This is a genomic window from Mariniphaga sediminis, assembly GCF_003573545.1.
GTDB lineage: Bacteria > Bacteroidota > Bacteroidia > Bacteroidales > Prolixibacteraceae > Mariniphaga > Mariniphaga sediminis.
Genome location: NZ_QWET01000020.1, coordinates 59,344 through 85,436, shown reverse-complemented (window position 1 = coordinate 85,436; position 26,093 = coordinate 59,344). Strand labels below are relative to the sequence as shown.

Genomic DNA, 26,093 nt, shown 5'->3' with positions numbered 1-26,093 from the left:
GGAATGACGGGGCCCGTCCCAAACGGGTTTACCTGGCGCCCGAGAAAAAATCCCTTCCCTTTAAACAGGTTGATGATTATATCGAAGTGACGGTACCAAAATGTAAGGGGTATTCACTGGTCGTTTTCGAAAATTAAGTGATGATAAAAAAATTAAATAAACTGAATGTTATGGAAAATGAAAGAAAAGGCTTAAGCCGCCGCAAATTTATTTCAGGCTCGGCAGCATGCAGCAGCCTGCTGGCAGTGGGGACAGCAGGAATGGCAACATCCTGTATGATGTCTAAGCCACATAGTGGAGAAGCACCAATAGCACGTGTTGCATTACGTCCATTCCAGCTTCTGTGCGCCATCTGCCGGATTGGGGAAGGCCACACAGAAAAGGATTGCGATAAAATAAAACAAATCAGGGAAAACCCGGATATTCCGGTAACACTGGTATGTAATGCCGGGGATATTTTTGCTTACCAGGATCCGGATACTTCAGAAGACACCCATGGAAGTTTTGAGTTCAACAGGAAACGGGACCTGGAGATTTTGCAACGGATTGACCTGCCTCCGGGGGTTATTTTACCCGCCAGGATAGTTTTACACAGGATATGGGACAGGATAGAAAGCCCAACCGGGATTTGTGATTGTGGGGATATGGCTTCAGATTCATGTAAGGGATGTCCGAAGGCAAATTCCGGGTATTATGAAAAAGGGCGTGAGATTAGCCTGCGGTATGCTGTACCGGGTTGGAATACCCGGCTGGATTTTTCGGAATCAGACCTGGCCGGGACGCAGGGTGCGATAATTATCCCCAGGACAAAAGAGGAAAGGTCCCAAGCAAAGGAAGAGTCAATCCGGGCAATGTATAAAGCGGAAGCAATTAGTGTGAGGCCCCATATTTTACTGTGTGCAATATGTCAATACGGGTTGGGAGAAAGGCCTCCTTTTGAGACCGATAACCTGCCTGAGATGCTCCAGTATATCCTGAAAAAACCGGATGCAAAAATAAGGATTGCAGAAGCCGCCGACTGGATGATGTGTGCTCCGTGTCCCAGCATGAACAAATATGGAGCCTGTTACAACGTAAAAGGTCGTGCCGGTTTAACCAGCCAGCTCCGCGATGTAAGGGTACTTCATAAACTGGAACTTGCTTATGGGGATGTGATAAATGCACAGGAGTTGTACCGGAGGATAATAGAGCGTATACCCAGTACTGCTCCAATATGCGGGACTATCTCGCACGGGGTGGAAGCGCCCTCGGTATGGGACGATGAATGCGGGCACCATTCAGAAAGCCTGCCGGAATATGTAGAAGGAAGGAAACTGCTGGCAAAGGAATTTGGGGTAACTCTGGATGACAACAGCTAATAAAAGAGATAAAAATGAAACGCAGAACTTTTTTTAAGAATACAACTGTAATATCAACTTTTACTGTTCTAAGCCCGTCCATAGCTTTTGGTACTAAAATCAACTCGGCTGTCAGAGTGGGGATTATAGGTTGCGGAAACAGGGGGACAGCCGTTATTACTTCCATGGCGAAGCACACGAATACCCACATTTTTGCTATGGCTGATTTGTTCAGGGACAGGCTTGAGTTTTCCCAAAAAAGACTGGATGAACAGAACAGAAGTAAGGGGCTGCCTGGAATTGAGCAATCCTCAACCTATGTGGGGTTTAAAGCGTACGAACAATTGTTAAGCAATAATCAAGTTGATGCCGTATTAATTTCATCACCTGCCTATACTCATCCTGATTTTTTGTTGGCAGCTGCCAGGGCAGGAAAACATGTCTATTGCGAGAAGCCGGTGGCTCCTGATGTTGCAGGTTGTAAAAGGGTTCAACGTGTTGGGGATGATTATGACGGTAAAATAAGCATCGCTATCGGATTTCAAATCCGACATGCTTCGCCATATGTTGAAATGGTAAAACGAATCCAACGGGGAGATATTGGGGACTTAATCAGCGGAGAACTCCATTATTTTTCTTTGGGAATCCCAATAATAAAAAAAGAGGGAATTTCCGAGGATGAAGCCCGGATAAGAAATCATTTCCATTTCAGGGCATTATCCGGTGGCATATTGTTGGATCAGGGCATCCACATGTTAGATGTTTTTAATTGGGTTTTGAAATCGAATCCACAAAGTGCAATGGGTATTGGAGGAGTGAAAGGAGCCCCTGATTTTGGAGATGCCTGGAGTAACTTCCAGGTTTTGTACCGGTATCCGGGCAATATAAATGTTTCGATGCATTCAACACAGGCAGGGCCACAATTCGGGGATGTTTGCGCACGCTTTATCGGTACAGAAGGAATAGCTGAAGCACATTATACGGGAGGCGTTTTTATTGAGGGTAGGAATAAATGGGATTCAGGGATTCAGAGATGTGAAAATGTTTTACCTGACGAAAAACAAAGACAGGCCGGAGTATTCCTGTCCTCCCTCAGTGATGCTGATGCCAATAAGGAGATTGCTTTTATCGAAAGTATTGAATCGGGCAATTACCTCAATGAAGCCAAACAGGGGGCTACATCCACTCTTTCAGCTATTGTGGGAAGAAATGCGGCTATTTCAGGAGAAAGCCTCAACTGGGATGAGGTATATGCTTCAAATGAAAAACTGGAAACAGGTTTAGACCTGTCGCAGTTTAAAAAATAGGTTTAGAAGAAATTAAAAAACAAAATAATTCTTGTAACTATGGCAATTAATAGAAGGAAATTTTTACTTGCAACAGGAATGGCCGCAGCAATGCCGGCTTTTTCAACAGCAGTTAGCTGGATTGAAAACAAGGACAAGAAAAATGGCCGTTCATTTACCTCAGGTGATAATCCGATTGGTATTATAACTTCGGGAAATAACCCTGAAGAAGATATAAAAAGAATTAGTAATATGGGATTTACTACATGCCAGCTTGGGATATCTGAATATTCCCCGGAGTTGGCAAAAAGGCTTTCCGACAATCTCGGCAAATACCAAATACAACCCAATACCCTTATATGTATGGGGCCGGGCCCATACATATGGTCCCTGGACGAAGGGCCTTCTACCATTGGACTAGTTCCGCGGGAATATCGTGAGGAACGGATTGAACGATTGTACAAGGGAATTGACTTCTGTGTGGAAACGGGGATTCCCGCGGTGCATGCACATTTCGGTTTCATCCCCGAAGACCCCAGGGATATTCTTTACCTGGAATTTGTGAAAGCTATGAGGAAAGTGGGGGAATACGGGGTAAATAAAAACATCGACCTCTATTTTGAAACCGGACAGGAGACCCCGATAACTTTGTTGAGAGCAATAGAAGATATCGGTACCGGCAATTTATACGTCAACCTTGATCCTGCAAATTTGGTAATGTATGGTAAAGCAAACCCCTGCGACGGGCTAAAAATATTGATAAAATATGTAAGGGCCCTTCACATTAAAGATGGTCTTTATCCGACAGATCCTAACAAATTGGGAAAAGAAGTTCCCGTACCTGAAGGTGAGGTAGACTTTCCCGGAATGGTTCGGCTTCTTAAAGAAAATGATTTTAAAGGAGCTTACATTATTGAGTGTGAACTGTCCGGTGACCGTACAGAATACATCCTTCAAACAAAAAAATATATCGAAACACTGATTTTGAGTTAAAGGGAAAATGTGTGATATACTATTTAATAAGTCGCACTATCGCGAAATAAAATTGATTTCATTATGAATTGGATAAAAAACAGGTGGGGGTTTACCGGCATGAATGCAGTTATTTTGTCACTGGCATTTTTTTCATTCAACCACCATAGCAAAAATAATATTGTACTGGAAAGTAATGGTTTTAAATATGAGATTAGCTCTTCAGGAAAGAACCTGAGTTTTATTGATAAAACATCAGGTATTGACTACCTTAATGCAGACACTGTTTCATATTGTGCTTATGTCAAACAAAGTGGCAAGGAATATTATGTGTCATCGGTTTCAGTACAAGGGGGCAAACTTATATATGGATTTGGCGATGCTGGAGTAACTGCTGAAATAAATTTGGTAAAGGAAAATGACCGGCTTGTATTCGAAGTATTATCTGTAACGGGAGATGCGGAATCACTTACTTTTGTGAATGTCCCTTTAAAGCTGGAGGCAATGCCCTGGGAGCCTTTTGCTGCCTGTGTGCTGTCGATGAACCTTTTTACCCATGTAAGGCAGTTGCCTGCATTACAGGACCATTTGTGGGCAGCCTGTTACAAACGGTTTGGTATGGAAGGCGCCGAAGCAGCCATGCTGGGTGTACCCATGGAGGAAATACTACCGTCTATCCGGGGTGTTATACGAAACGCTGAAGATATCCCTTTTTCAGATAAAGGAGGGGCATGGGCCCAACTGGAGAAGGAGGGGTATGGCTCGTACCTTATGGATTTTGGGAGCCTGACGGAAAAAACGGTTGATGAAACAATCAAGCAGTGCCGGGAACTTGGTTTCAACCAGGTTATTATTCACGGAGGCGGAGAGTTCTATAAACATGGTGAATTCGAACTTGACAGGGCAAAGTGGCCTGATGGATGGCAAAGTTTTAAGCGGATAAATGACAAACTCCATGAAGCAGGTATCTCATCCATTTTACTCACATATACCTTTTTTATTGACAAAAGCTCGAAATATGTAACACCGGTACCAAGCGAAGACCTTGGATATTTTAGTTCTTTTACATTGGCAGAACCGCTGGGGCCTGATGATGATGAGATTGTTGTTAAAGAATCAACGAGTGATGTTTCCCCTGTGACAGGGTATTTTGTCCGAAACAGCCGGACGCTTCATGTTGGCAATGAACTGATTGAATTCAATGAGGTTACACCAACATATCCGTATAAATTTAAAGGATTGACAAGGGGAGTATCCGGTACACAAGTGACCACTCATCCTGTTAATGAAAAAGCATATCACCTGAGGGAGATGTTTGGCCTGTTTGTCCCCGGGCCTGAAACACCATTATTTAGGAGCATCGCAAAAAGGACAGCCGAAATTACCGACGAATGTGGTTTCGACGGCTTATACTTTGACGCGATTGACGGGAACGATCTGCTTGCAGGAAAAGAGAATGCCTGGTATTACGGAACAAAGTTTATATTTGAGGTAGCCCGCAACCTTAAAAAGCCTGTTGGGATGGAGATGTGCGATATGCCCCACCATTACTGGCATTATAGCTCCCGGTGGCAGGCCTGGGACAGGCCAACAAGGGGATACAAAAGGTTCATTGATATCCACCTGGCGGCAATAAAATCGGACGACCCCCGCCATGGCGAATGGATGGGCCATACACCCGTAATTAATAAACTTGCCCCTGCAGAAAATGGCAGGCTCCTTTTGCCGCTGCATTTAGGATGGTGGAAAAATTATACATGGGACCCTCCACAAACTGAGCCCACTTTCCCTGACGATATCGAGTACCTTTGTTGCAAAATGATAGGGAATAATGCAGGGTTATCAATGCTTGGTGGTGTTGACGATAAAACATTGAAGGAGTACCCATTGTTTGGGAGGTTGACCCCCATTATAAAACAATATGAAGAGTTACGCCATAAAAATTATTTTAATGACAGCATACGTTCCCTCCTCCGCCAGCCGGGTGAAGAATTTACCCTGTTCCGGGAAGAGGGCGGGGGATGGAATTTTAAACCTGTAACTTACCAAAAACACAAGGTTGAAGGGGCAAACCCCCAGTCAGCCAAATGGGAAGTGTGTAATAAGTTTGAAAGCCAGCCGGTGAAATTAAGGATTGAATTATTGATGTCTGTCAAAGCTTTTGATGACGATGACAATATCCTTTTGGCTGAATTTTCTTCTCCGAAAGAGTTTAATCAAAAGGGGAACGCAAAAGGAGTAACCGGAAGGATAGAAGAATCTGCAGAAAAAAATGCTGGACACGTGGGCCCGGTGGGGCTTTTTAATGCAACCAGTAAGGGAGAATCACCGCAGGAGGGTTCCTGGCTGAAAATGGAAAAGAAATTTGATCCCTGGCTTAATCTGGAAAATAACCAGGCACTGGGAGTATGGGTAAAAGGGGATGGCAAAGGAGAGTTGTTAAATTTAAGAATAGAGAGCCCACAGTATATTTCGATGGGGGCAAGAGGAGACCATTTTATTAAAATTGATTTTACAGGCTGGAGATATTTTGAACTGGTGGAAATAGAGTCGTCCAGGTTTAATGATTATATATGGCCTGACGAATATTTTAATGTATATAATTCTTATTTCTATAAAGTAGACTTTGGACGCGTCGACAAACTGCAGTTGTGGTATAATAACCTCCCCAAAGATAAGGAAGTAAGCTGCCGGATTGGGGCAATAAAGGCATTGCCAATGATTCCAAATACTGTCAAAAATCCTACTGTAATAATAGGTGAAGAAAAAATTGTTTTTCCGGTGGAAATGGAATCCGGTATGTACATTGAGATGTTGTCACAAGGCGATTGTAAGTTGTATGGTGCTAAAGGCGAATTGATTCAGGAGATTAGGTTGAAAGGGGAAATACCTGAATTTCAGAAGGGAAATAATGATATATCATTTACATACGAAAATGTTAATGGTATTCATTCCCGATTTCAGGTAACTATAATTGGAGAAGGAGAGCCTTTGTTGAAAAATGAAAAGAACTGATACTTCAGAAATAAACTGGTTTTCAACAAAACAAAATTGATTAAAGTAATTATGAAATTACAGTTATACTTTCTCACGGTGAACCTGTTACCCTACGCAAATACATGGGGACCTGGCTATTTTCCCGGGGGGATATGGGCCGGAACACAGGGGATTTCCTTTCGCCCCTAATGACCCGCCCCGGGTCACAAGGGGAAAAGCCTTTTCCCCTTGTGACTTTCTTTGGGTACTTTGGGGATTTTCCTGTGTCCCGAGGGGAAATTCCTGCGTACACGGGGGATGGCTTTAAGTTCCGAGGGGATAAGAACATTTCTCAAAACAAAAAGCTGCCGAAAGGCCTTGCTGCTGCCTATTTGCAATCGGTACCTTTTGGGAAGTGGATTGCAGTACTAAATTTTCTCTTTAATCAAGCTAACCGCAATTTGCAATGCTTTAATACGTCTTTTTAGCAAAGTTTGCTGGGAAGAACTTTGTTCCAGCTTATCTTTAGCTTTCTCACATTTATCGATTAAAGAGGTTAAAGCCACCAAGGCTTCCTCCAATTCCTTCTCACCAAAAGACACGTTATTTTTTACAATACTATTTTTCATGCGAATCAAAAGTTTATGTTATTTGATTATCAGTAGCAAGGCACGCGTTGCGGATCCGTGTTAGCAAAGGGTTTCTGCTTATTTGGTTTTCCCTTTGAATGTGGCATAAACTGCCATCGCATGTCCATGACCCAGTTTAAATTCTTCTTTCAGCCAATTGGTAATCTCAGTTGCTTTTACTACAAGGTTACCGTCTTTCAGGAATCCTTTTTTTGTTGCCAGCTCTTTAAAATCCGCGGGTGTTTTTCCTGTTTTCTTTTGAATATTATCTATATACGCTTGAAATGACATAACTTTTAGTTTTCAATTTATTAGTCATACATAATGATCTTTGCTATTTAAGAATAGTTGGAAATCATTGGCTTTCTAGATTGGTTTTTATTTTTTGCAAAGTGGATTCAATATCTTGTCCTATTATTTTATCCATATCTATTATTAAAAGCATAAAATTTTTAGGCCAATCCATTCCACTATGATAATCCCAAACTATTTTTGTTTTGTTTTCTGATTGAGATTTAAACTGAATACTCCCTTGTAGCTGTAAATAGATAAGGCTTTAGAAACCTTAATTCTAAATCAATTCTCTCATTTGGGTTCATGGCTACATTTTCCCATTCACCAGTGCCAACTTTTTTATGACTACTTTCAAAATGAAATGTAGCCCCTGGTGTACCATCTTCACTACCCGTAATTTCTATTTTTGTATTAGGATCGAAACTAAGCCAATGGTTAAAATACTTTTGATTTTTATGCATTCGCACATAATCATATACTTTTTTTTGAGGTGCATTTACAACCAATTCTCTTTTAATATTGTACTTTTTCTTTGTAAAGATTGTTATGACACAGACTACTGCAATTATTGCGATTAAGACTGTAATTAATTTTAGAATAATCATTTTCATTATTATTTATCAACTGTTAGGTTCTTAATCATTTTATCCAAAGTTCTGATTACCTGTTCGTATTCACTCTGAGAAATACCTTTCGCTACTCGTCGCCTGAATGCTTTTTGCATTTCAAAAACCATATTGTAGCACTTTCTCCCTTTTCCAGTCAGTTTCAGGAATTTGTGTCCTGTAACCAATTCCTTTTTGATTAAATTACTTATTAGCTTATGAGCAGTTACGATATCCGTAAATTCTTTTACAATATCAACTAAAATCGCAGTGTCAATATTTGGTGTGCAATAAATGCTATTTAATATTTGCCATTCTGCCCTGGTCAATCCATTTGCTGCATGCATTCGATCTATATGTTCTGTTAGCAGGTTATCCAACGTTTTAAGATAATAGCCAATATGCACCGGCGGCTTTTGGTTTTGTTCTGTATTTTGGTTTTTATTTCCAGTTAAGCCAATTATCGCAATGAGAGCCGCTAAACCATAAACTGAGTTTCTAAACATTTTTTTATTTTTTAGATTTTAAAATGCAAAGATTTATCTTTCAGTAGGTAAATGCATGACACAAATGTGCCAAAATCAAAATGATGCTAACTTTTTTCTGATTCGGGTAAGTGATTGTCTTTCTATACCTAAATAACTACTTAGGTGAGTGAGGGAAATTCTGTTGAAAAGTCCGGGGTTTTTCCGGATAAAAGAAAGGTAACGTTGTTCAGCTGTTTGGGTAAGAAAAGTTTTTATGCGGTTATTTTGCATCGATAGTTTTTTCTCGGCCAATATCCTTCCATGTTTTTCGAGAACCGGATTTTGGTTGTATCCTTCTTCTAGTGCAGTATAAGGAATTTGAATAAGCGTAGTATTTTCCAAACATTGAAAGACGTACATAGTAGGCGTCTTACTTATAAGGGACTGATAGTCTCCTACATAATTTAATTCAGTGAAAAAGTTAATCGTTCTTTCGTTTCCGTTTTCATCAATAATGTAGGAACGCATCAATCCGTTAACAATAAAACCCAATTCATTAGGTATTGTGTTTTCAGATAGATAAATATTGTTTTTCTTCAGTTTTAAAATTGAAAGATGATTAAAAAAGTTACCTAAAAGATCACTTACTTTTATATCAAAAGAGGAAAGATAGTCTTGATATGTTCTAAATTCGGGAGACATAATTTCTTTTAATAACCAACTGAGGGCATCTGAAGTATTAAAACTATTGTAATTAGACACAAACAGGAATCCATCGTTAATATATTACCGAATCCACTTTATTAAATCAGAACGTTGAATTTCAAAGGATTGCTGACTTCTATTTGCTGCTCTTGCCATTAAAACAACTTTTTGAAGATTAGCTGATACAACGTTTCCATTAAGGTAAATTTTTAGATTACCTCCGCTTTTTAGTTTTTCTCTATCCGGCCGAACTTTGACATCCCCGGGAATATCTTCTGTTACAAAATTTTGGTTAGACAATTCCAATATGCGTTTTGAATGCGGATTGGACGGTAGGGGAGTTGATAAATTTTGTCTTGTTTCGGGCAATGGCTTATCTACCCGATCCTGGCTATCAATGGTTAATGAATAAATTCTGGTTATATGAACTTGAAATGCCCTAATTTTATCTTTCATTTTATACTCAAAATAAACCAAATTGCTCTCAGGATCAATTTTTTTTAGTGTTCCTGTCCAAACTAACGGACGTTTATCAGACCAGTCATTTGTTTCAAATTTTATTATGTCGGCATAACAAAATCCGGTGCTGCAAAAAATAGTAATACTCAAAAGTTGTATAATCTTTTTCATTTTACTGTAATTTCATGATAATTAATATTCTTTCTGCTAACAACAATTATTTGAATTACAGAGCCTTCTACGCCCGCCGGCTCAAAAATGTAAAACCTTTCATCATCAGAAAAAAGTAAATGATAGTTTCCATCTGCATAGTTTGTTCCTGAATTGTCTGTGCTGTATAATTTTACAACTGGTAAACTAGTAGAATCCTTTAATCCATCCCTTATTGCATCCCTTTTCCCTTTGGTGTTGCCAATTGCCGCACAAATTAAAAAGGTAGAATAGAACAATAAGCTCATTACAAAATATCCAATCCAGGGTTTCCATGCATATCTGCAAGAGTAGTATAGAAGAATAAAAAGAAGTATGTATACTGAAGAAGCCAACCAATACCAACCGGAAGCAAGAACATGAGTCGCAAACTTTACAGCAGTGTATGAATCCTTTATATTAATTGGTGTTTGCATTGAAAAATAATCATTATAACTTGAACTGTATGCTACACCACCAGCGTAAAGACAAAAGGAAAAGTAACCAGCAAATACAATCAAATCGATAACTTGCTTTGTTGGATCGCCATCCGCATTCCTGAACTTTGAGATAAGATTTTGAATTAACTGCATCGTTAAAAAAATCTAGGAATAAAGTTTTTTATTATTCATACATGTGATTTTCCTGTAGAATCTCTCCTCGTCAAAGTGGGGAAAAGAACTTTTTCTTATTTCGGATTAAAAGGTATGAAATAATCTTCTTTTTTCAAAATCTCGTAATACATTGTAAGCAGAATTCCCTCGCAGGCACAAATTTATAATTTGTGCCTTGCCCGTTAGGGCAAATACTATTGCTTTTATAAAACAAGGCACGGGTCACAAACCCACTCTAGCTGGGGGACTATTATTATTATCTACATTTTTTTAAGCATCTTAAATCGAATACAACCGGAACAGTATATTCTACTTCTATTGGTCTTCCTTTTTGCAATGCCGGTCTATTAAATTTAATTAGTTTTGCAACCCTAAGAGCTTCATTATTCAAATCTTCTCTGATTCCTTTAACAACCTTGTGATTGATAGTTAAACCTAAAGTATCTATTTTAAAGGAAATTACAATAGTTCCTTCGACAGTATCCTTTTTAGCATTCAATGGATATTCTAATTTGCTTTGAATAAACTCTTTCAAATCACCCTTAAATAATGGAGGTTCCTCAATAAAGGTAACCATATTAATTTCTGTACTATCTGCAATCTGTCCATTAGCAAAATTTGCAAATAAGAACAAAAAAGTCAATATATAAATTCTTATCATCTTCCTGGTATTTTATAAATCCATTAAAAACGACTCGGATAAGCTGGATATGACCCTCGCTGGTGCCGATTTACAATCGGTACCTTTTTGTTGAAAACAAAAAACCTATTCATACAAAATGTATCAAATTCGTCCTTACAAACTTAAGTTTTACCAAATTTAAAATGAAAAAGAGGTAAAACGAAACGTACGTCTTTTCTTTATTTTTTGTTTAGCCTTGCAGTCTGAGGCACAGTTTACAAAACTGCGCCAGAGGGGGACACTTTTCATTCAAAATATGTGGCGGATTTCTTTTATGCCAATCCCCGGCTCATCATTCAGCGTAATTTTTCCATCAACTATTTTTACTCCTTCAAAAGGATCATTTGAGATGAGCAGGTTGCCGTCCAGGTCGGCCCACTCAGCCTGTGGTGAAAGCTGGGCTGCTGCTGAAACGGCGCAGGAGGTTTCGGTCATGCAGCCAATCATTACCCGTAAATGATTGGCCCGTGCCAGGGTAATCATTTTGTGTGCTTCCCGCATACCGGTACATTTCATCAGTTTAATATTGATTCCGGAATAAACGCCAACGGTTTTCTGTACATCACAAAGGCGCTGCACCGCTTCGTCGGCAATGATGGGAAGCGGCGAATATTCAGTTAACCAGGCATGATCCTCTTCCTGCTCTTTGGGCAAAGGCTGTTCTATAAACTGAACTCCTCTTTCGCTCAGCCAGTGAATCATTTCCAGCGCCTGCTCCCTGTCGTTCCATCCCTGGTTCACATCCACACAGAGCGGTCTGTCGGTAACCGAGCGAATGGTTTCAATCATTTTTAAATCGTCGGGGCCACCCAGCTTTACTTTCAGTAGTTTATACGGCGCTGCCTCTTTTGTTTTTTGTTTAATTATATCGGGTTTGTCAATTCCGATTGTAAAGGAGGTGTCAGGAGTATTTTCAGGAGAGAGCCCCCATATTTTGTACCATGGTTGTTGCAGTATTTTACCTGTCAAATCATGCAGGGCAATATCCACCGAAGCCTTTGCCGCTGTGTTTCCGGGAGCGGATTCATCCACACAGGTTAAAATTTCTTCCATGCGAAACGGATCGGAAAACTGCCCCAGATTGAGCGCACTTAAAAAGCGGGCAGCGGTTTCCGGGTTTTCTCCGAGGTACGGAGGCATGGAGGCTTCCCCGTAGCCGGTTAACCCTTCCCATTCAATTTTTGTAAGCATTACCGGTGTGGTTGTACGGGAACTGCCGGCCAGTGTAAATGTATGTTTCAGTTGCAGGCTGTAAGGTTCAAATGTCAATTTTAAGCCTTGCTTTGGATAAACACCTTTCATTCTCAAAAAAGTTAAACGGGTTGTAGCAAACTCCCGTTGTATATTATTTTGATAAAATTCCTTTCGTTGAATCCTGTTTTTTTGAATCTTTGATGCGAGGATTCATTTAAACAAAGATAGGGAAACAGAAACATCGACGACATTAAATTAAATTTTATCCGTGGAAAGAAATTTTGAAATACCGGTTCTATTTCAGGACGAACAGTTGATAGTAGTAGACAAGCCAGTCGGACTGGCAGTGCATAAAAACGATTTTATGCCTCATGATGCGCCATACCTTACCAAACTGGTGGGGGATTTAACAGGCCGCTGGATTTACAATGTGCACCGCCTTGATGCAAAAACATCGGGAGTAATTGTACTGGCTTTTTCGCCGGAAGTGGCGAAGGAACTCACATTGCAGTTTGAACGGAAAGAAGTGGCCAAAAAATATGTTGCGGTAGTACAGGGAAATCCGGGGGAGGGAGTTTTCAGCGACAAAGTGCTGGTAAAGAAAAAGACGAAGTTTAAAAAGCCGGCTGTTACCCGTTTTAAAGCCTTGGAGTCGGTTGAAACCGCTATTTCGTATAAGGATAAAACCGGCATTGTGCTGAGCCTGGTTGAAATAATACCGGAAACCGGCCGCTGGCACCAGATTCGCCAGCATTTTGCCCGCAATCGTTTTGATATTGTGGGGGATACCCATCATGGTGACTTTACGCTGAATAAAATCATTACGGAAAAAACCGGTAGCAACAGGCTATTGTTACATGCCGCGTCGTTGGAATTTACCCATCCGGGAACACAAATGAGACAGGCATTCACTTCGCCGCTACCGGAGGAGTTTAAAAAGGTGTTGGAGGGCTGTAGTCATTTAATTTGAATCCATATTATTTTATCTTTGGATTTTAACTGGAAATCGGTAAAGGGAATGGTGATGAGAAAAATTACGGCTATATTTTTTTGTTTTATTTCTATTGGATTATTTGCACAGGGGCCCCATAAAAAAGCGCTCTCTATTGAAGATTTTGAAAAATGGAACACCCTGAAAAATTACAGTATTTCAAATGATGGAAAGATAGTTGCTTTTGAGCAAAGCCCTCAGCAAGGGGATGGAATGTTAGTGGTAGTGTCTGAAAAGAAACAGACAGACACCATCCCGCGCGGATATAATGCGCAATTCGGTCCGGAAAATGATTTTCTTGCATTTCATATTAAACAACCTGAATCGACGATCCGAAAAGCGAAACGGGCAAAAACAAAAAAGGAGGATATGCCCGGCGATAGTCTGGGAATATGGACATTTAACAGTGGCAACATGGTTAAGTTTTCTCGGTTGAAATCGTTTCAGGTACCGGAAGAAAATGCAAAATGGATTGCCTTTTCCCTGGAACCGGAACCAGCCTCCAAAGATTCTGCTTCCAACCAACCGAAGGAAAAACAAAAACAGAAGGACGTGGAAGACCTGATCCTTTTCAGAGTTGCCACTTCCGACACAATGATGTTCCGAAATGTATCGGAATGGTTTTATGCCCGGAAAGGTGCTGCAATCTACTTTAACCGGCAGGTAAAAGATTCAACCGATACGTTTTCGTCACTTTATTCTTTTGATACATCAAGCGGAGAGGTCACACAACTTTTTAACGCGAAGGGTTGGGTAAAAAAAATAACTGCAGGCGAAACAGGCGAAGAATATGCGTTTCTTTTTTCGCAGGATACCATTAAAGAAAAAGTGTATTCACTTTACCTGGGAGAACCGGATAAGTCTCCGGAGATGAAGCTGGATCGTTATTCCAGAGGGATTCCGGTAGGGTGGTCGCCCAGTGAAAACGGAAATATGTATTTTTCTGAAGACAGAACAAAGTTATTTTTCGGGACAGCCGAAAGTCCTGAACCGGCAGAAAAAGACACACTTTTGGAAGATGAAAAACCCAAACTGGATATCTGGAACTGGCAAGACCTGAAACTTCAGCCACAGCAGAAAGTGGAGCTGGAGAAGGAGAAAAAACGTACTTACCTGGCTGTTTATCACCTTGAGCTGGGACGATTCATTCAACTGGCGGATCTCCAGGTAAGAAATATTACCACTATTCAGAAAGGGAACGGTGAAATTGCTTTGGGCTACAACGAGCAGCCTTATTTGCGGGAAACAAGCTGGACCGGAAAGCAATGCAGGGATTATTATGTGGTGGATATTCAATCGGGTATTAAAAGGGAAATAGTTGACAAAAAATCGTTTGTGCGCATTTCGCCCCAAGGGAAATATGTGCTGTGGTATGAGCCTTCCGACAGCAGTTATTATGCCCGCTCCACTGATATCAATAACCTGGAGGCTGTTCCGCTTACCAAAATGATCCCGGTAAGTTTTTTTGATGAACGGAACGACAAACCTACAGATCCCAATCCATATGGAATTGCTGGCTGGAGTGAAGACGATAGGTTTGTTTACATTTATGACCGCTACGATATTTGGAAAATTGATCCTTCGGGCGAACGGGTTCCCGCAAACATTACCAAAGCATTTGGCCGACGGAATGAGACACGCTTTCGTTATGTCTCGCTCGATCCTGACTTAAAATACATTCCGTCCAACGAAACGGTATTGCTGAATGCGTTTGATGAGCGTACCATGTCAAACGGATTCTTTAGTGTACGGTTCAATGCTTTAAAAGAACCGGATTTACTGACGATGGAACGGGTTCATTTTTCTAACGTAAAAAAGGCAAAAAAAGCAGATAAACTTATCTGGACGAAAGAAAGTGCACGCATTTTTCCTGATGTGTGGATCAGCGATTTGGATTTCGATCATGCACGAAAAATCTCTGATGCCAATCCGCAACAAGAGCAATATATCTGGCCCAAAGTGCAAATTGTGGAATGGCTCTCTTTTTCGGGAGAAAAACTAAAAGGGTTGCTTTATCTTCCGGAAAACCTCGATTTCGCAAAAAAATATCCGCTGATAGTTTATTTTTACGAACGGAATACGGAGAATATTCACCGGCATCAGCATCCTGCGCCCAGCCGGTCGGTCATTAATAAAACATTTTATACGAGTAACGACTACATTGTATTTGTACCTGACATTACCTATAAAACCGGGTATCCCGGTCAAAGTGCATACGATGCTATTGTGAGTGGTACGCAGTACCTGGTAAATTCATATCCCTATATCAACGAAAAGAAGATGGCTCTGCAGGGGCAAAGCTGGGGCGGTTACCAAACGGCTTACCTGATAACAAAAACCAACCTGTACGCAGCAGCCATGGCCGGGGCGCCGGTAAGTAACATGACCAGTGCTTACGGCGGGATACGATGGCAATCGGGCATGAGCAGAATGTTCCAGTACGAACAATCGCAAAGCCGGATTGGCGGAACACTGTGGGAAAAGCCACTTCATTACATAGAGAATTCGCCTCTGTTTTTTGCGCCGGACATTAAAACGCCGTTGCTAATGATGCATAACGATAACGACGGGGCTGTTCCATGGTACCAGGGCATTGAGCTTTTTGTGGCATTACGGAGGCTCGACAAACCGGTTTGGATGTTGACTTACAACAACGAACCGCACAACCTGAAAGCTACCAGTTGGGGCAACCGCATTGATTTAAGCAAGCGGATGTTTGGGTTTTTCAATCATTACTTGAAAGGACATCCGGCACCAGCCTGGATGGAAAAAGGTATTCCTGCCCTGGAGAAAGGGGAGGATTTAGGGTATTAATGCGAATCAAGTGTTGAACCCACTTCGGGGTTCTTCTCATATCCGTTTCATTACCACGGGTAAAACCCGTGGCTATTATTGTTTAATCCCTTTCGGGATAAAGAAATGTCCGAAGGACATAAATAAAAATAGCCCCGTGCGAAGCTCGGGGAAGGTAATGCGGGGTAAAGACGCAACCCCGGAGTGGGTTGAATTTTTGATAACTAGCTAATATCAACTCTTGATTCGCATTATTAGTAAAATCATTCGGGGTTTTAAATTTCCGAACAGGTTCAGTCAAACAGCCTTTTGCGAATTATAATTTCGATTAATTATTTTATTCGGCTGTCAATAATAATGACATTTCAGCCTGCATTTTTTCCTTTTTTGAGTAATGGAATTTTATTCTGTACGTCCTATTAGAAATAAACTTAAAAAAGATGAAAAAAACAGTTTTATTTTCGATGCTCCTTCTTTTTCTTTTTACGGCCTGTGAATATGAAAGCGGTGTTTCTGAAGCTTTTACAAAGTATCGTTTTAAAGATGGGGTAACGTCTGTTTATGTGCCCGGCTGGGTGATAAAACTCTCGGCACAGTGGGGCGACTGGGACAAAAATGAACGCGAATTATTACAAAACATCGATAAAGTAGAAGTGATTACCCTGGAGGATTCTCAGGTAAATACCGGAACCAACCTGCACCGGGAATTTTACAATGCCGTCAGCAAAAACAAAAGGATGGAAAAGTTGATGACGGTAAGGGACGACAACGAGCAGGTAACTGTTTTTGGAAAAATGGAAGAAAAATCCATAAAAGAGATGCTTATCCTGGTGGGTGGCAATGATAATGCAATTATTTATGTGAAAGGGAATCTCAGGCCTGAACTTGTTTCACGTTTTGTGAATGAGCATTCAGAAGAAGGGTTTCTGAGCTTCAGGAATTAAAAGTATTTTGTTTTTTATTTGTGCATGGTAGCCATCACCAGTCTGATTTCGTTATATGAAAAATCATTACCCAGTTTGTTTTTGATTTCTGTGGTAGTATAGGCACCTGTTTTTTCGTGCAGATGCGAGAGAATGGTATCGTATTTTTGGCGATCCAAAAGTTCAAACACGTCTAACTCCCCGCGACTGACAAAATGAGCCAGATGACCGTCAATCGTTGAAATGGCGAGGTTTCGTTTTTTTGCAATATCCGGCGGTTTCAATCCTTGTTTGAAAAGAGCCAGGCTTACTTCCTTGGTGTCAAGTCCGGCCAGCTCCACTTCCTGTTGGGCATTCAGCGGAAGGTCCATTCCTTTTTCCTTGCGGTAATCCAGAATCAGTGCCAGGAGTTCCTGTCCAAATTGTTCCATTTTTTTGCCGCCCATCCCTTTTACAGCTTTCAGGTCAATGGCAGTAGCCGGCAGTTTTTCAGCTATTTCTACCATCACTTTTTGGCGTAAAACCCGTGATTCGTCGAGTCCTGTTTCCATTGATTTTTTCCCGCGCCACTTCACCAGTTTCCTGTAAAAATCAGGATGGGACACATTGGCCGCGACCGCCTCGCTGCGGGCTTTGGAAGCTGGTTTTTCAATGGATGCAACGGCACGAGCTTCGAGATACTTTTTGATTGAGAATCCACTTAATAAAGACTCCAGGCACACCTTTTTTATTTCGAGATCCATTTCTATTCTGCCGTATACCTCGGTTATCCGTTTGCGAACACTCCGGTTATCGGTCTCAAAGGCAACATTTTCAAGGGGGATTTCAATTCGCTCCTTCATTTTTCCCAGAAAATATGTGGCTGCCTTTTGTAACCGTTCCTGTAACGGAATGTTTTCTTCAGCATGTCCGTGCCGGTGAGCCAGTTGTTCCATTTGCGGACGGAATTTTTTTGCTACATCAGTTAACTCTTCCTGAACAGGTTTCAGCATCCTTTGCAGTTCTTCCGGCAGGTTGCCCATTAAAGAAGTTGAATGTTCATTCCATACTTTCAGCAAATATGTTACAGACCGGATAAACGAACTAAAATCAAACAACTCATTCAGCAACTCTATTTCATATTCTTTCCGGTGCTTTTCCAGTTCCGTTTCTCCCGGTTGGTTTTGTTCCACATTTTTTGTGAAACCAACCACCGTATCGTCGTTAATTACACTTTGGGAGTTCAGCGGCGTGCTAAGAACCAATCCGTCTAAACTTTTACAGCGGCTCAAAGCCACGTAAACCTGTCCGTGGGCAAACGACTGCCGGGCATCGATAATAGCCTTTTCAAAGGTAAGTCCCTGGCTTTTATGGATGGTAATAGCCCAGGCCAGCCTCAGGGGATACTGAATGAACCGGCCAACAACTTCTTCTTCAATCTCCGATGTCTCCTCATTCAGCTGGTACTTGGTATTTTCCCACACATCCGGCTCTACTATAATTGCCTCTGTTTCATCCGGGCACTGTACTTCAATCTGGTCATCGATAATATTGATTATTTTTCCGATTTTACCGTTATAGTATCTTTTTTCCGGAGAGGTGTCGTTTTTCAGGAACATTACCTGGGCGCCGGTTTTTACTTCCAGCACTTCGTCGGCAGGGTAGGAGTATTCCGGAAAGTCACCTTCTGTTTTACATTCAAACCGTTTAATAGTAGCAGAAAGCTTTTTCAGGTGCGATTGGTTGATACGTTTTGCCTGGTAATTGTGGGTAGTTAACGTGATGTATCCTTCATCGTCTGCCGGAGAAAAATCGGGTTTGTACCGGTCATTTAGTAAGCGAAGATCCGTGGCATTCATTTGATTGTCCCGCACTTTATTAAGCAAATCAATAAATTTTTGTTCGCTTTGCCGGTAAATATGTTTTAACTCAATTCCGATAAAATCTGATTTTTGTAATGCCCGGCTACTGAAAAAAAAGCAGGTTTCATAATACTTTCCCAGAATGTTCCAGTCTTCTTCTTTTACTACCGGCGCCAATTGCTGCAGGTCGCCAATCATTAGCAACTGAATTCCGCCGAAAGGCTGATAACGGTTTTTGAAGCGGCGCAACACCGCATCCACGGCATCGAGCACATCGGCCCGCACCATGCTAATCTCATCAATAACCAGCAGGTCGAGGCTCCGTATAATATTGATTTTGTTTTTGCTGAAACGGCTGATGTTTTCGGAACGATTGGCATTTGGGATGCCTGAAAAACCGGGGGGAATAGCATCTTGCGGAATCTGAGGCCCAAAAGGCAACTGAAAAAAAGAGTGAAGGGTTACACCTCCCGCGTTGATGGCTGCCACACCTGTTGGGGCTGTTACCACCATCCGTTTGGGAGAAATTTTTTTTAAGTTTTTCAGGAAGGTGGTTTTACCGGTACCCGCTTTTCCGGTAAGAAATAAATTACGATTGGTGTAGTGCAGAAAATCAAAAGCCAGTTTTAACGGCGGATTTTTTTCATCATGCATGGCAATACTCCTTTGCTTGTTTTTGTGGTCCGAAGTTACTTATGTAGAATAAATTTCACAAACAACCAGCCTACAAAATTTCCTCCAGTTCAATCATTAAGTCCCTCAGCTGCTTTTTCCCCAATTGAAGAGGATCCAGGATTTCCGGTTTGTCCTGTATTTGCCGGCATACCACGATTCCCTGCTCCATCAGTTCCTGCTTCTGATTTTTGGTGAGGTTATTCAACACAGTAATTGGATAGATTTTTTCCCGGTCGATAATGTCCTTCAATCCGTTGCCATGGGGAAAATCCCAGCTTAGCAGATGTAACCCGCAGCATTTTCCATAGTCAATGGCATCCGATGTAAAGCGGGTGTTAGTGACCACCCAGCCGTAGAAAGAAAATCCGTTATATTCTGCATTTTCACTTCGTTTTTTTATAATGTCATCCACCCGTGAACGAATGTAAAGCGGAACCTGCACGCTCACCGTTTTTCCCGGGCTCTGGCCATACTTGCATTCTACGATGTATTGTTGCTTACCGCGTGTCGCCACCACATCCACTTCATGGGTAATACATAAACCTTCCACTATCTGTCCTACTTCGGTTGAATACCCCTGGAGTTCCAGAATTTTGCCAATAAAATGTTCAAAAGGATAGCCGGTAGGGCCAAGCTCCATAATGGCTTTTTTGAGTTTGTAGCGCGATGCCACATGTTTTTTCTTCTTCCGCAACAGCGCAAAAGCCCGGGAGTATATTTTTTGAGTCGTAATGCCGTCGTATATCCAGGAGCCAATATCATCAGTCACCTGATCAATTGTTTCTTCCCCTGCGCCTGCCCTGCGCAACGATTCTTTCAGTTTTTCAACTCTGAAAGGTTCTTCTTCTCCCGATGCTTTTTTTATGAGGAGGGTTGAATTTTCTTTTCCGGCCATAAATTTCTGTTTTTGTCAAAAATATAAAATAAAAGGATATCATAATTTTATGCGGCAAATGATGGGCTCTTGTGGAAGGATGATTAAATTTGGAAAAAATAATTTTCATGAAAAAAACATACAATTGGGCCGTTTTGGGCTGTGGAAAGATTGCACGGAAGTTTAGTAACGACCTGAAATTATTGTCGAATGCCAGACTCTATGCAGCGGCATCACGCGACCTGAAAAAAGCAGAGCAGTTTGCAGAAGAACTTGGTTTTGAAAATGCTTACGGAAGTTATGAAGAGATGGTATCCGACCCCAATGTGGATGTGGTTTATGTTGCTACGCCACACTCTCATCATTACGAGCACACCATGCTCTGCCTGAACAATAAAAAAGCGGTTTTATGTGAAAAGGCGTTTGCCATTAACAAAAGGGAAGCAGAGGAAATGATTGCCTGTGCCCAAAAGAACAATACCTTTTTGATGGAAGCTTTCTGGACCATGTTTCAGCCAAGTTTTAGAAAGGCGATGGAGATTATTCAATCCGGCGAATTGGGTAAATTAAAAATCGTACGTTCTGACTTCGCCTTTAATGCACCTTACGATCTGGAAAAAAGATTATACAATATTTCTTTGGGGGGAGGGTCGTTGCTTGATATTGGAATTTACCCGGTTTTTGCTGCCCTTACCTCCCTGGGTAAACCGGAAAAGATTAAAACATTTGCCGACTTTAGTCCCACTGGTTCCGAAGAAACGGTTAACATGATTTTTAAATATAAAGACGGAGAAATGGCAAGTCTTACCTCGAGTTTTGCCGGTTTTTCGCCTACCCAAACAGAGTACTTGTGCGAGAAAGGGTACCTCATTCTGAACGCGCGATGGTTTGTTCCTACCCATATTACGGTTTGGAAAGCCGGGGGTGAAATGGAAACCTTCCCCTCTGAACACAAAGAAGGAACAGGCTACCAATATGAGGCGGCTCATGTGATGGAATGCCTCGACGCAGGCAAAATTGAAAGTGATAAAATGACCTGGCAAATGAGCCTTGACCTGATTGAGACCCTGGACCGGGTGCGTATTGACGCAGGAATATTTTTTCCGGAGCACGATAAAAAAATGTTTTTTTAGTATTGCCTCAATGTAAAATGAGAATCAAAAAAACCATGGCAGTTTTTACTTTTAAAAAGGCGCTGGCAATTTCTTTTGTACTTTTGATAGGAATGAAAGGTTGTCACTCACAGGAAGAGAAGAAAATAAATTTTTCAACCATTGAACATCTCGATCTGGAAAGGTATATGGGGACCTGGTATGAAATTGCCCGTTTTGACCACTCGTTTGAACGTAACCTGGTGGGAGTAACGGCAAATTATTCATTACGTCCTGACGGGAAAATTAAAGTGGTAAATGCCGGATACAAAGATAGTCTCGACGGCGAATTTAAGCAGGCTGAAGGTAAGGCCAAACAACCCAATCCGGATGATCCGGGCAAACTTAAAGTTTCCTTTTTCTGGATATTTTATGCTGACTATTTTATTCTCGAACTGGATGAAGATTACCAGTGGGCACTCATTGGCAGTTCGTCAGACAAGTACCTCTGGATTTTAAGCCGCATACCGGCTCCGGAGCAGGAAACATTGGATCATATTCTTGCATTAGCAGCACAACGAGGTTATAATACCGATAAACTCATTTGGGTGAAACAGAGGAAGTAACCGATGCAGTTTTAAATTACAGTTAACAAATACATCTTTTTAATAAAGAATTATTTCTTTAATGTTTTAGTTTTTATATTTGAAGTGGATTAAAAAAAAATCACTTTAAATGAGCGAAACAGGGAAATACAAAACGAAAGACCGGGTGCCGGAACCAACATTGAAACGGTTGCCTGGTTATTTGTATTACCTTGAGCAGGTCAAAGAAGAAGGAACCATCAATATTTCAGCGCCAACCATTGGCAAAGATCTTGGCTGTGATCCTACACAGGTTGTAAAAGACCTGGCTGTTACAGGCGTTAAAGGAAAACCGCGGGTGGGATACAATACCTACGAGTTGATTCATGCCCTGGAAGATTTTTTGGGATTTAACAGGATAAATGAAGCCTTTCTGGTTGGGGCAGGTAACCTGGGGGCGGCTTTAATGGCTTACCAGGAACACCAGTCACTTGGTTTGAGAATTCTCGCTGCTTTCGACGTGGACTCCAAAAAAATTGGCCAAACAATCGGGGGAATTCACATTTTGGAATACAACAAATTGTTTAGCCTTTATGATCGGCTTAACGTAAAAATCGGAATACTTACCACTCCCAATCATGTTGCACAAGATGTTGCAGAGGATCTGGTAAACTGTGGAATTAAAGCGATCTGGAATTTTACTTCAGCCAAGCTTAGTTTACCGGAAGAAATTATCGTACAAAATACTTCAATGAGCTCTTATGCCGCCGTGTTACTAAGGCGATTAAACGATGCAGAAAAATAACCGTTAAAACCGTAAAAAAATGAAAGCACTTAAAAAAATAATGAACTGTTTGGAATTTCTAATAAAGAAAAAATTCCTTAATTCAGCAAAGACTGACATTGCTCAGGAATGCCAGGAGGTATTGGAGAAAAGTCTACTTGAGGAAAGCCGATTGGAAGAAGTGCCAGTGGAAGAATATGTTGTGAATTACAGAAGCACAACGCGTTGGCAAACTCTTTAAGTAAAGTAGCTGTTATGGATGTAGCCTTTTCCGGCAGCAATCAGTGCCGCTTCATGGGTCGATTTTACTTCAAAATAACCGGTATTCACCTGAGCCAGTTTACCCTTAATTTTTTTATCTCCTCCGGGGAAGGTGCGAGAACGGATTCTGCGAATAAAAATAGTATCAACCCGTCCCGGAAACTCAAGCGCCAACCTGGCATAGATTTCAGGGTCCCGCTGACCACTGTCGCCTATTAGAATAAATTTTTGTTTCGGATAGAAACGAAGTAACGATTCAATTTTTTCAAATTTACTCTCATGATTTCCCCCTCCCGATTTCCAGAATTTAAAGACACTTGTTTTTAATTTTCTCAGCATAAAAACCCCTTTGGGAATATGATTGAAATGAAAAAAATCTTCCAGCAGATCGTACAAGTTCCATTCGCTGCTTGAAACATAAAAAAACGGGTTACTTACCTGATTATCTTTTCCTTCTGCCAATGCATTATAAAATTTCGAAATCCCGGGAAACGGTGATCGTGTGAAAGCATTTTTAAAAAGCATGAGTTTCAGCTTTTTTAGAGTTTGGGTAGAGTGTGAAATCAGTACCGTATCATCAATGTCGGAAACCACTATTAGCTTCTGGTGGCAGGAAACAATCTGCACTTGACCGGTTGCATGAATGGGAGACTGATTTTCAACAATTTCATCCAACAGTGTGAAATGAACGGGGTGCCATTTTTTTCTTTGTAAACTCTCTGTTTTATTTTCGAAATGAAAATGGAAGAAAAAAAATCCCCAATCATCGGTTGTTGTGGTTTGGGTGGTGTCCAAAAATTTAGCTCTCACAGTAACCCCGGGGATTTCATCACCAGAGAACCGTTTTATGGTAGCCAGCATATTTTTCCAAACCCGGTGTTTATCTTTTGGTTTCGACAAACCTTTGTCTTCTATTACCATTCCCTGAATAAATATATCGGTTTCGTTTCCATATCCGTTATAGGGAACAATGATAGGCTTATCCAGCCACCCGGCCTTTTGTTTCAGAAAAACTTTTAAAAGCTTGAATGGCTTCCTGATTCCTTTTATAAAGGGTTTGAAATACTTCATCTCATTTTTTTCAAATCTATCTGTTTTACCGGTTTAACAATCCTGTGCTGTTTCGTTTAATGCATCAGTGAAAGTAATAAAGATAACGAGATTCATTATTTTTGAAAATTGGTAGTAAACAATTTTTTTACTGAGAGGTTGAGTAAGCAACGAATAAAGTCTGAAAAATGAACATATTTATTACAGGAACCAGTTCAGGACTGGGGTTTGGTCTCGCAAAACATTACCTTGAGAACAGGCATTCTGTATTCGGTATAAGCAGAAAAATAAATCCGGATTTGAATGCTTTTCCCAATTTTGATTTTCTGGTTCAGGACATTTCCAATTTTAACGAGGTTGAAACCAATCTTTTTTCTTTTCTGAAAGAAGTTGAAAACCTTGATCTGGTGATACTGAATGCAGGGATTTTAAACGGGATAAAGGATTTGAAAGATACAAGCCTGGAAGAGATTAAAAAGGTAATGGACGTAAATGTGTGGGCCAATAAAATTTTAATCGATACCCTTTTTAATTCGGTGAAAAAAATAGGGCAGGTAGTGGCTGTTTCCTCCGGCGCTTCTGTCAGCGGTGCGCGGGGGTGGAATGCTTATTCGATTTCGAAGGCGGCTCTGAATATGCTTATCAGTTTGTATGCAAAAGAATTTACAGAAACCCATTTTTGCGCTTTGGCGCCCGGGCTTGTCGATACCGGTATGCAGGATTATATTTATTCTCTGGAAGACAACGAAAAGTATCCTGTCGTTCAACGGTTAAAACAAGCCAAAGGAACCCCGGGGATGCCAACACCCGGAGAAGCTGCTGTTCTATTTTCATCCGCTATAGAAATGGCAAAAAAAGAGGAGAGCGGAATCTTTTTGGATGTCAGAAAATTAAAATAAATTCCATTGAATACCATCTTGAAAAGCAGAATTTTATTTGTGATTAATCCCTCCTCGGGAAAGGGAGAAAGGGGGGATGTAAATTCTATGTTGACTCGCTTTTCGGAAGAAATGGGGTTTGAATATGCTGTTTATCGGACAACCGGGAAAGAAGATGAAAAAGAGGTCAAACGATACCTGGAAAAATTTCAGCCTCATACTATTATTGCCGTGGGAGGCGACGGAACGGTTAATATGGTCGCCAAAATACTTATTGGGAGTGACATCAGGTTAGGTATTATTCCTGCGGGATCGGCCAATGGACTGGCATACAACCTGGGGATCCCGGAAAATTTTGAAGCAGCCCTGAAGAAAAACCTTCAGGATGCGGCGAATCCGGTAGATGTGATAAAAATGAATGGCAAACATTACTGTCTGCATTTGGGAGACATCGGCTTGAATGCCCGCATTGTAAAGCGCTTTGAAAAAGAGGGGTCCAAAGGAATGTTGGGTTACGGGAAACAGCTTTTCAAAGAGTTGTCGGAAGGGAAAACGTCATTTTCATTCTATATCCAGGTTCCGGGGCATCGCCGTAAAAAAATGAAGGCTGAGATGGTCGTAATTGCCAATGCAAAAAGTTTTGGTACCGGCGCAATTATTAATCCAACAGGAAAGCTAAATGACGGAAAGTTCGAAATCATTATCATCCGGCCCTATCCCTGGTGGTTTGTTGCCACTTTTATCTATGCTTTTTTTACCGGAAAGCTTCATAAAATGAAATACATAAGGGTATATTCTGCGTCAGAGGCCCGGATTACGCTGCTAGACCCTCAGGAGTTTCAGGTAGACGGTGAGGTACTTCCCAAAACGGAATTAGTAGAGGCTGAAATTATCCCTGCTGCCCTGATGGTTATTGGCGCCTGAGCAGCTTCCTCACTA

Annotated in this window: 25 protein-coding genes; 13 read left to right on the top strand and 12 right to left on the bottom strand. The window is 41.1% G+C overall.

The window, feature by feature from the left end:
• Positions 1–140 precede the first annotated feature (140 nt).
• From D1164_RS19735 to D1164_RS19720, 4 genes are all read left to right on the top strand, one after another.
• Positions 141–1,358, top strand: coding sequence for a DUF1284 domain-containing protein (locus D1164_RS19735; protein WP_119351628.1), 1,218 nt, complete (start codon positions 141–143; stop codon positions 1,356–1,358).
• 14 nt (positions 1,359–1,372) lie between these two features.
• Positions 1,373–2,644 (top strand): Gfo/Idh/MocA family protein, encoded by a 1,272-nt coding sequence (locus D1164_RS19730; protein ID WP_119351627.1) that lies wholly within the window; start codon positions 1,373–1,375, stop codon positions 2,642–2,644.
• A gap of 39 nt (positions 2,645–2,683) precedes the next feature.
• Positions 2,684–3,616 carry a sugar phosphate isomerase/epimerase family protein gene (locus D1164_RS19725; RefSeq protein ID WP_119351626.1) on the top strand — a complete coding sequence of 311 codons (933 nt, stop codon included), beginning with the start codon at positions 2,684–2,686 and terminating at the stop codon, positions 3,614–3,616.
• Positions 3,617–3,679: 63 nt separating this feature from the next.
• Positions 3,680–6,610, top strand: a complete 2,931-nt coding sequence (locus tag D1164_RS19720; RefSeq protein WP_119351625.1) for a hypothetical protein — start codon at positions 3,680–3,682, stop codon at positions 6,608–6,610.
• A 389-nt stretch (positions 6,611–6,999) separates the two neighbouring features.
• On the opposite strand, the gene D1164_RS19715 is transcribed toward D1164_RS19720, so the two are convergent.
• The 9 genes from D1164_RS19715 to D1164_RS19675 all read right to left on the bottom strand — a co-directional run bounded on the left by D1164_RS19715 (position 7,000) and on the right by D1164_RS19675 (position 12,517).
• The gene (locus tag D1164_RS19715) at positions 7,000–7,200 is read right to left on the bottom strand and encodes a hypothetical protein (RefSeq protein WP_119351624.1); all 201 of its coding nucleotides are present in this window, start codon (positions 7,198–7,200) and stop codon (positions 7,000–7,002) included.
• A gap of 78 nt (positions 7,201–7,278) precedes the next feature.
• Positions 7,279–7,491: a DUF4287 domain-containing protein gene (locus tag D1164_RS19710; RefSeq protein WP_119351623.1), complete on the bottom strand. Its 213-nt coding sequence runs from the start codon at positions 7,489–7,491 to the stop codon at positions 7,279–7,281.
• Positions 7,492–7,715: 224 nt separating this feature from the next.
• Positions 7,716–8,099, bottom strand: a complete 384-nt coding sequence (locus D1164_RS19705; RefSeq protein ID WP_147372237.1) for an SRPBCC family protein — start codon at positions 8,097–8,099, stop codon at positions 7,716–7,718.
• Between the two features lie 8 nt (positions 8,100–8,107).
• Complete coding sequence (locus D1164_RS19700) at positions 8,108–8,605, bottom strand: MarR family winged helix-turn-helix transcriptional regulator (protein WP_119351621.1); 498 nt, start codon at positions 8,603–8,605, stop codon at positions 8,108–8,110.
• 75 nt (positions 8,606–8,680) lie between these two features.
• Entirely contained in the window at positions 8,681–9,268 is a 588-nt protein-coding gene (locus tag D1164_RS19695) for a Crp/Fnr family transcriptional regulator (protein WP_119351620.1), read from the bottom strand.
• Between the two features lie 84 nt (positions 9,269–9,352).
• Positions 9,353–9,901 (bottom strand): hypothetical protein, encoded by a 549-nt coding sequence (locus D1164_RS19690; RefSeq protein WP_119351619.1) that lies wholly within the window; start codon positions 9,899–9,901, stop codon positions 9,353–9,355.
• The gene (locus D1164_RS19685; RefSeq protein WP_119351618.1) at positions 9,898–10,512 is read right to left on the bottom strand and encodes a hypothetical protein; all 615 of its coding nucleotides are present in this window, start codon (positions 10,510–10,512) and stop codon (positions 9,898–9,900) included. Before D1164_RS19685 ends, D1164_RS19690 begins: the two co-directional genes overlap by 4 nt.
• A 277-nt stretch (positions 10,513–10,789) precedes the next feature.
• The gene (locus tag D1164_RS19680; protein WP_119351617.1) at positions 10,790–11,194 is read right to left on the bottom strand and encodes an energy transducer TonB; all 405 of its coding nucleotides are present in this window, start codon (positions 11,192–11,194) and stop codon (positions 10,790–10,792) included.
• 270 nt (positions 11,195–11,464) lie between these two features.
• Positions 11,465–12,517 carry a dipeptide epimerase gene (locus tag D1164_RS19675; RefSeq protein WP_119351616.1) on the bottom strand — a complete coding sequence of 351 codons (1,053 nt, stop codon included), beginning with the start codon at positions 12,515–12,517 and terminating at the stop codon, positions 11,465–11,467.
• A gap of 160 nt (positions 12,518–12,677) precedes the next feature.
• Between D1164_RS19675 and D1164_RS19670 the strand changes: the two genes are divergently transcribed.
• The 3 genes from D1164_RS19670 to D1164_RS19660 all read left to right on the top strand — a co-directional run bounded on the left by D1164_RS19670 (position 12,678) and on the right by D1164_RS19660 (position 17,137).
• Positions 12,678–13,379, top strand: a complete 702-nt coding sequence (locus D1164_RS19670; RefSeq protein ID WP_172594546.1) for an RluA family pseudouridine synthase — start codon at positions 12,678–12,680, stop codon at positions 13,377–13,379.
• A 54-nt stretch (positions 13,380–13,433) separates the two neighbouring features.
• Positions 13,434–16,214: an alpha/beta hydrolase family protein gene (locus D1164_RS19665; RefSeq protein ID WP_172594545.1), complete on the top strand. Its 2,781-nt coding sequence runs from the start codon at positions 13,434–13,436 to the stop codon at positions 16,212–16,214.
• Positions 16,215–16,633: 419 nt separating this feature from the next.
• Positions 16,634–17,137, top strand: coding sequence for a DUF4252 domain-containing protein (locus D1164_RS19660; protein WP_119351613.1), 504 nt, complete (start codon positions 16,634–16,636; stop codon positions 17,135–17,137).
• 14 nt (positions 17,138–17,151) lie between these two features.
• On the opposite strand, the gene D1164_RS19655 is transcribed toward D1164_RS19660, so the two are convergent.
• Positions 17,152–19,611, bottom strand: a complete 2,460-nt coding sequence (locus D1164_RS19655; RefSeq protein WP_119351612.1) for a helix-turn-helix domain-containing protein — start codon at positions 19,609–19,611, stop codon at positions 17,152–17,154.
• A 70-nt stretch (positions 19,612–19,681) separates the two neighbouring features.
• Entirely contained in the window at positions 19,682–20,527 is an 846-nt protein-coding gene (locus D1164_RS19650; RefSeq protein WP_119351611.1) for a restriction endonuclease, read from the bottom strand.
• Between the two features lie 107 nt (positions 20,528–20,634).
• On the opposite strand from D1164_RS19650, the gene D1164_RS19645 reads away from it, so the two are divergent.
• From D1164_RS19645 to D1164_RS19630, 4 genes are all read left to right on the top strand, one after another.
• Entirely contained in the window at positions 20,635–21,639 is a 1,005-nt protein-coding gene (locus D1164_RS19645) for a Gfo/Idh/MocA family protein (RefSeq protein WP_119351610.1), read from the top strand.
• A 17-nt stretch (positions 21,640–21,656) separates the two neighbouring features.
• Positions 21,657–22,223, top strand: a complete 567-nt coding sequence (locus D1164_RS19640; protein ID WP_119351609.1) for a lipocalin family protein — start codon at positions 21,657–21,659, stop codon at positions 22,221–22,223.
• A gap of 109 nt (positions 22,224–22,332) precedes the next feature.
• Positions 22,333–22,986: a redox-sensing transcriptional repressor Rex gene (locus D1164_RS19635; protein WP_119351608.1), complete on the top strand. Its 654-nt coding sequence runs from the start codon at positions 22,333–22,335 to the stop codon at positions 22,984–22,986.
• A gap of 19 nt (positions 22,987–23,005) precedes the next feature.
• Positions 23,006–23,206, top strand: a complete 201-nt coding sequence (locus D1164_RS19630) for a hypothetical protein (protein ID WP_119351607.1) — start codon at positions 23,006–23,008, stop codon at positions 23,204–23,206.
• Here the strand turns inward: D1164_RS19630 and D1164_RS19625 are convergent.
• Positions 23,203–24,297, bottom strand: coding sequence for an App1 family protein (locus D1164_RS19625; protein WP_119351606.1), 1,095 nt, complete (start codon positions 24,295–24,297; stop codon positions 23,203–23,205). The two genes, D1164_RS19630 and D1164_RS19625, sit on opposite strands and share 4 nt — an antisense overlap.
• Before the next feature lie 167 nt (positions 24,298–24,464).
• On the opposite strand from D1164_RS19625, the gene D1164_RS19620 reads away from it, so the two are divergent.
• Positions 24,465–25,175, top strand: coding sequence for an SDR family NAD(P)-dependent oxidoreductase (locus tag D1164_RS19620; protein ID WP_119351605.1), 711 nt, complete (start codon positions 24,465–24,467; stop codon positions 25,173–25,175).
• Positions 25,176–25,181: 6 nt separating this feature from the next.
• Positions 25,182–26,078 carry a diacylglycerol/lipid kinase family protein gene (locus tag D1164_RS19615; protein WP_172594544.1) on the top strand — a complete coding sequence of 299 codons (897 nt, stop codon included), beginning with the start codon at positions 25,182–25,184 and terminating at the stop codon, positions 26,076–26,078.
• Positions 26,079–26,093 lie beyond the last annotated feature (15 nt).

Bases quoted from the DNA above. Each gene is read 5' to 3' on its own strand.
- D1164_RS19735 (WP_119351628.1), top strand. From the start codon at position 141: ATGATAAAAAAATTAAATAAACTGAATGTTATGGAAAATGAAAGAAAA.
- D1164_RS19730 (WP_119351627.1), top strand. From the start codon at position 1,373: ATGAAACGCAGAACTTTTTTTAAGAATACAACTGTAATATCAACTTTT.
- D1164_RS19725 (WP_119351626.1), top strand. From the start codon at position 2,684: ATGGCAATTAATAGAAGGAAATTTTTACTTGCAACAGGAATGGCCGCA.
- D1164_RS19720 (WP_119351625.1), top strand. From the start codon at position 3,680: ATGAATTGGATAAAAAACAGGTGGGGGTTTACCGGCATGAATGCAGTT.
- D1164_RS19715 (WP_119351624.1), bottom strand. From the start codon at position 7,200: ATGAAAAATAGTATTGTAAAAAATAACGTGTCTTTTGGTGAGAAGGAA.
- D1164_RS19710 (WP_119351623.1), bottom strand. From the start codon at position 7,491: ATGTCATTTCAAGCGTATATAGATAATATTCAAAAGAAAACAGGAAAA.
- D1164_RS19705 (WP_147372237.1), bottom strand. From the start codon at position 8,099: ATGATTATTCTAAAATTAATTACAGTCTTAATCGCAATAATTGCAGTA.
- D1164_RS19700 (WP_119351621.1), bottom strand. From the start codon at position 8,605: ATGTTTAGAAACTCAGTTTATGGTTTAGCGGCTCTCATTGCGATAATT.
- D1164_RS19695 (WP_119351620.1), bottom strand. From the start codon at position 9,268: ATGTCTCCCGAATTTAGAACATATCAAGACTATCTTTCCTCTTTTGAT.
- D1164_RS19690 (WP_119351619.1), bottom strand. From the start codon at position 9,901: ATGAAAAAGATTATACAACTTTTGAGTATTACTATTTTTTGCAGCACC.
- D1164_RS19685 (WP_119351618.1), bottom strand. From the start codon at position 10,512: ATGCAGTTAATTCAAAATCTTATCTCAAAGTTCAGGAATGCGGATGGC.
- D1164_RS19680 (WP_119351617.1), bottom strand. From the start codon at position 11,194: ATGATAAGAATTTATATATTGACTTTTTTGTTCTTATTTGCAAATTTT.
- D1164_RS19675 (WP_119351616.1), bottom strand. From the start codon at position 12,517: ATGAAAGGTGTTTATCCAAAGCAAGGCTTAAAATTGACATTTGAACCT.
- D1164_RS19665 (WP_172594545.1), top strand. From the start codon at position 13,434: ATGAGAAAAATTACGGCTATATTTTTTTGTTTTATTTCTATTGGATTA.
- D1164_RS19660 (WP_119351613.1), top strand. From the start codon at position 16,634: ATGAAAAAAACAGTTTTATTTTCGATGCTCCTTCTTTTTCTTTTTACG.
- D1164_RS19655 (WP_119351612.1), bottom strand. From the start codon at position 19,611: ATGCATGATGAAAAAAATCCGCCGTTAAAACTGGCTTTTGATTTTCTG.
- D1164_RS19650 (WP_119351611.1), bottom strand. From the start codon at position 20,527: ATGGCCGGAAAAGAAAATTCAACCCTCCTCATAAAAAAAGCATCGGGA.
- D1164_RS19645 (WP_119351610.1), top strand. From the start codon at position 20,635: ATGAAAAAAACATACAATTGGGCCGTTTTGGGCTGTGGAAAGATTGCA.
- D1164_RS19640 (WP_119351609.1), top strand. From the start codon at position 21,657: ATGAGAATCAAAAAAACCATGGCAGTTTTTACTTTTAAAAAGGCGCTG.
- D1164_RS19635 (WP_119351608.1), top strand. From the start codon at position 22,333: ATGAGCGAAACAGGGAAATACAAAACGAAAGACCGGGTGCCGGAACCA.
- D1164_RS19630 (WP_119351607.1), top strand. From the start codon at position 23,006: ATGAAAGCACTTAAAAAAATAATGAACTGTTTGGAATTTCTAATAAAG.
- D1164_RS19625 (WP_119351606.1), bottom strand. From the start codon at position 24,297: ATGAAGTATTTCAAACCCTTTATAAAAGGAATCAGGAAGCCATTCAAG.
- D1164_RS19620 (WP_119351605.1), top strand. From the start codon at position 24,465: ATGAACATATTTATTACAGGAACCAGTTCAGGACTGGGGTTTGGTCTC.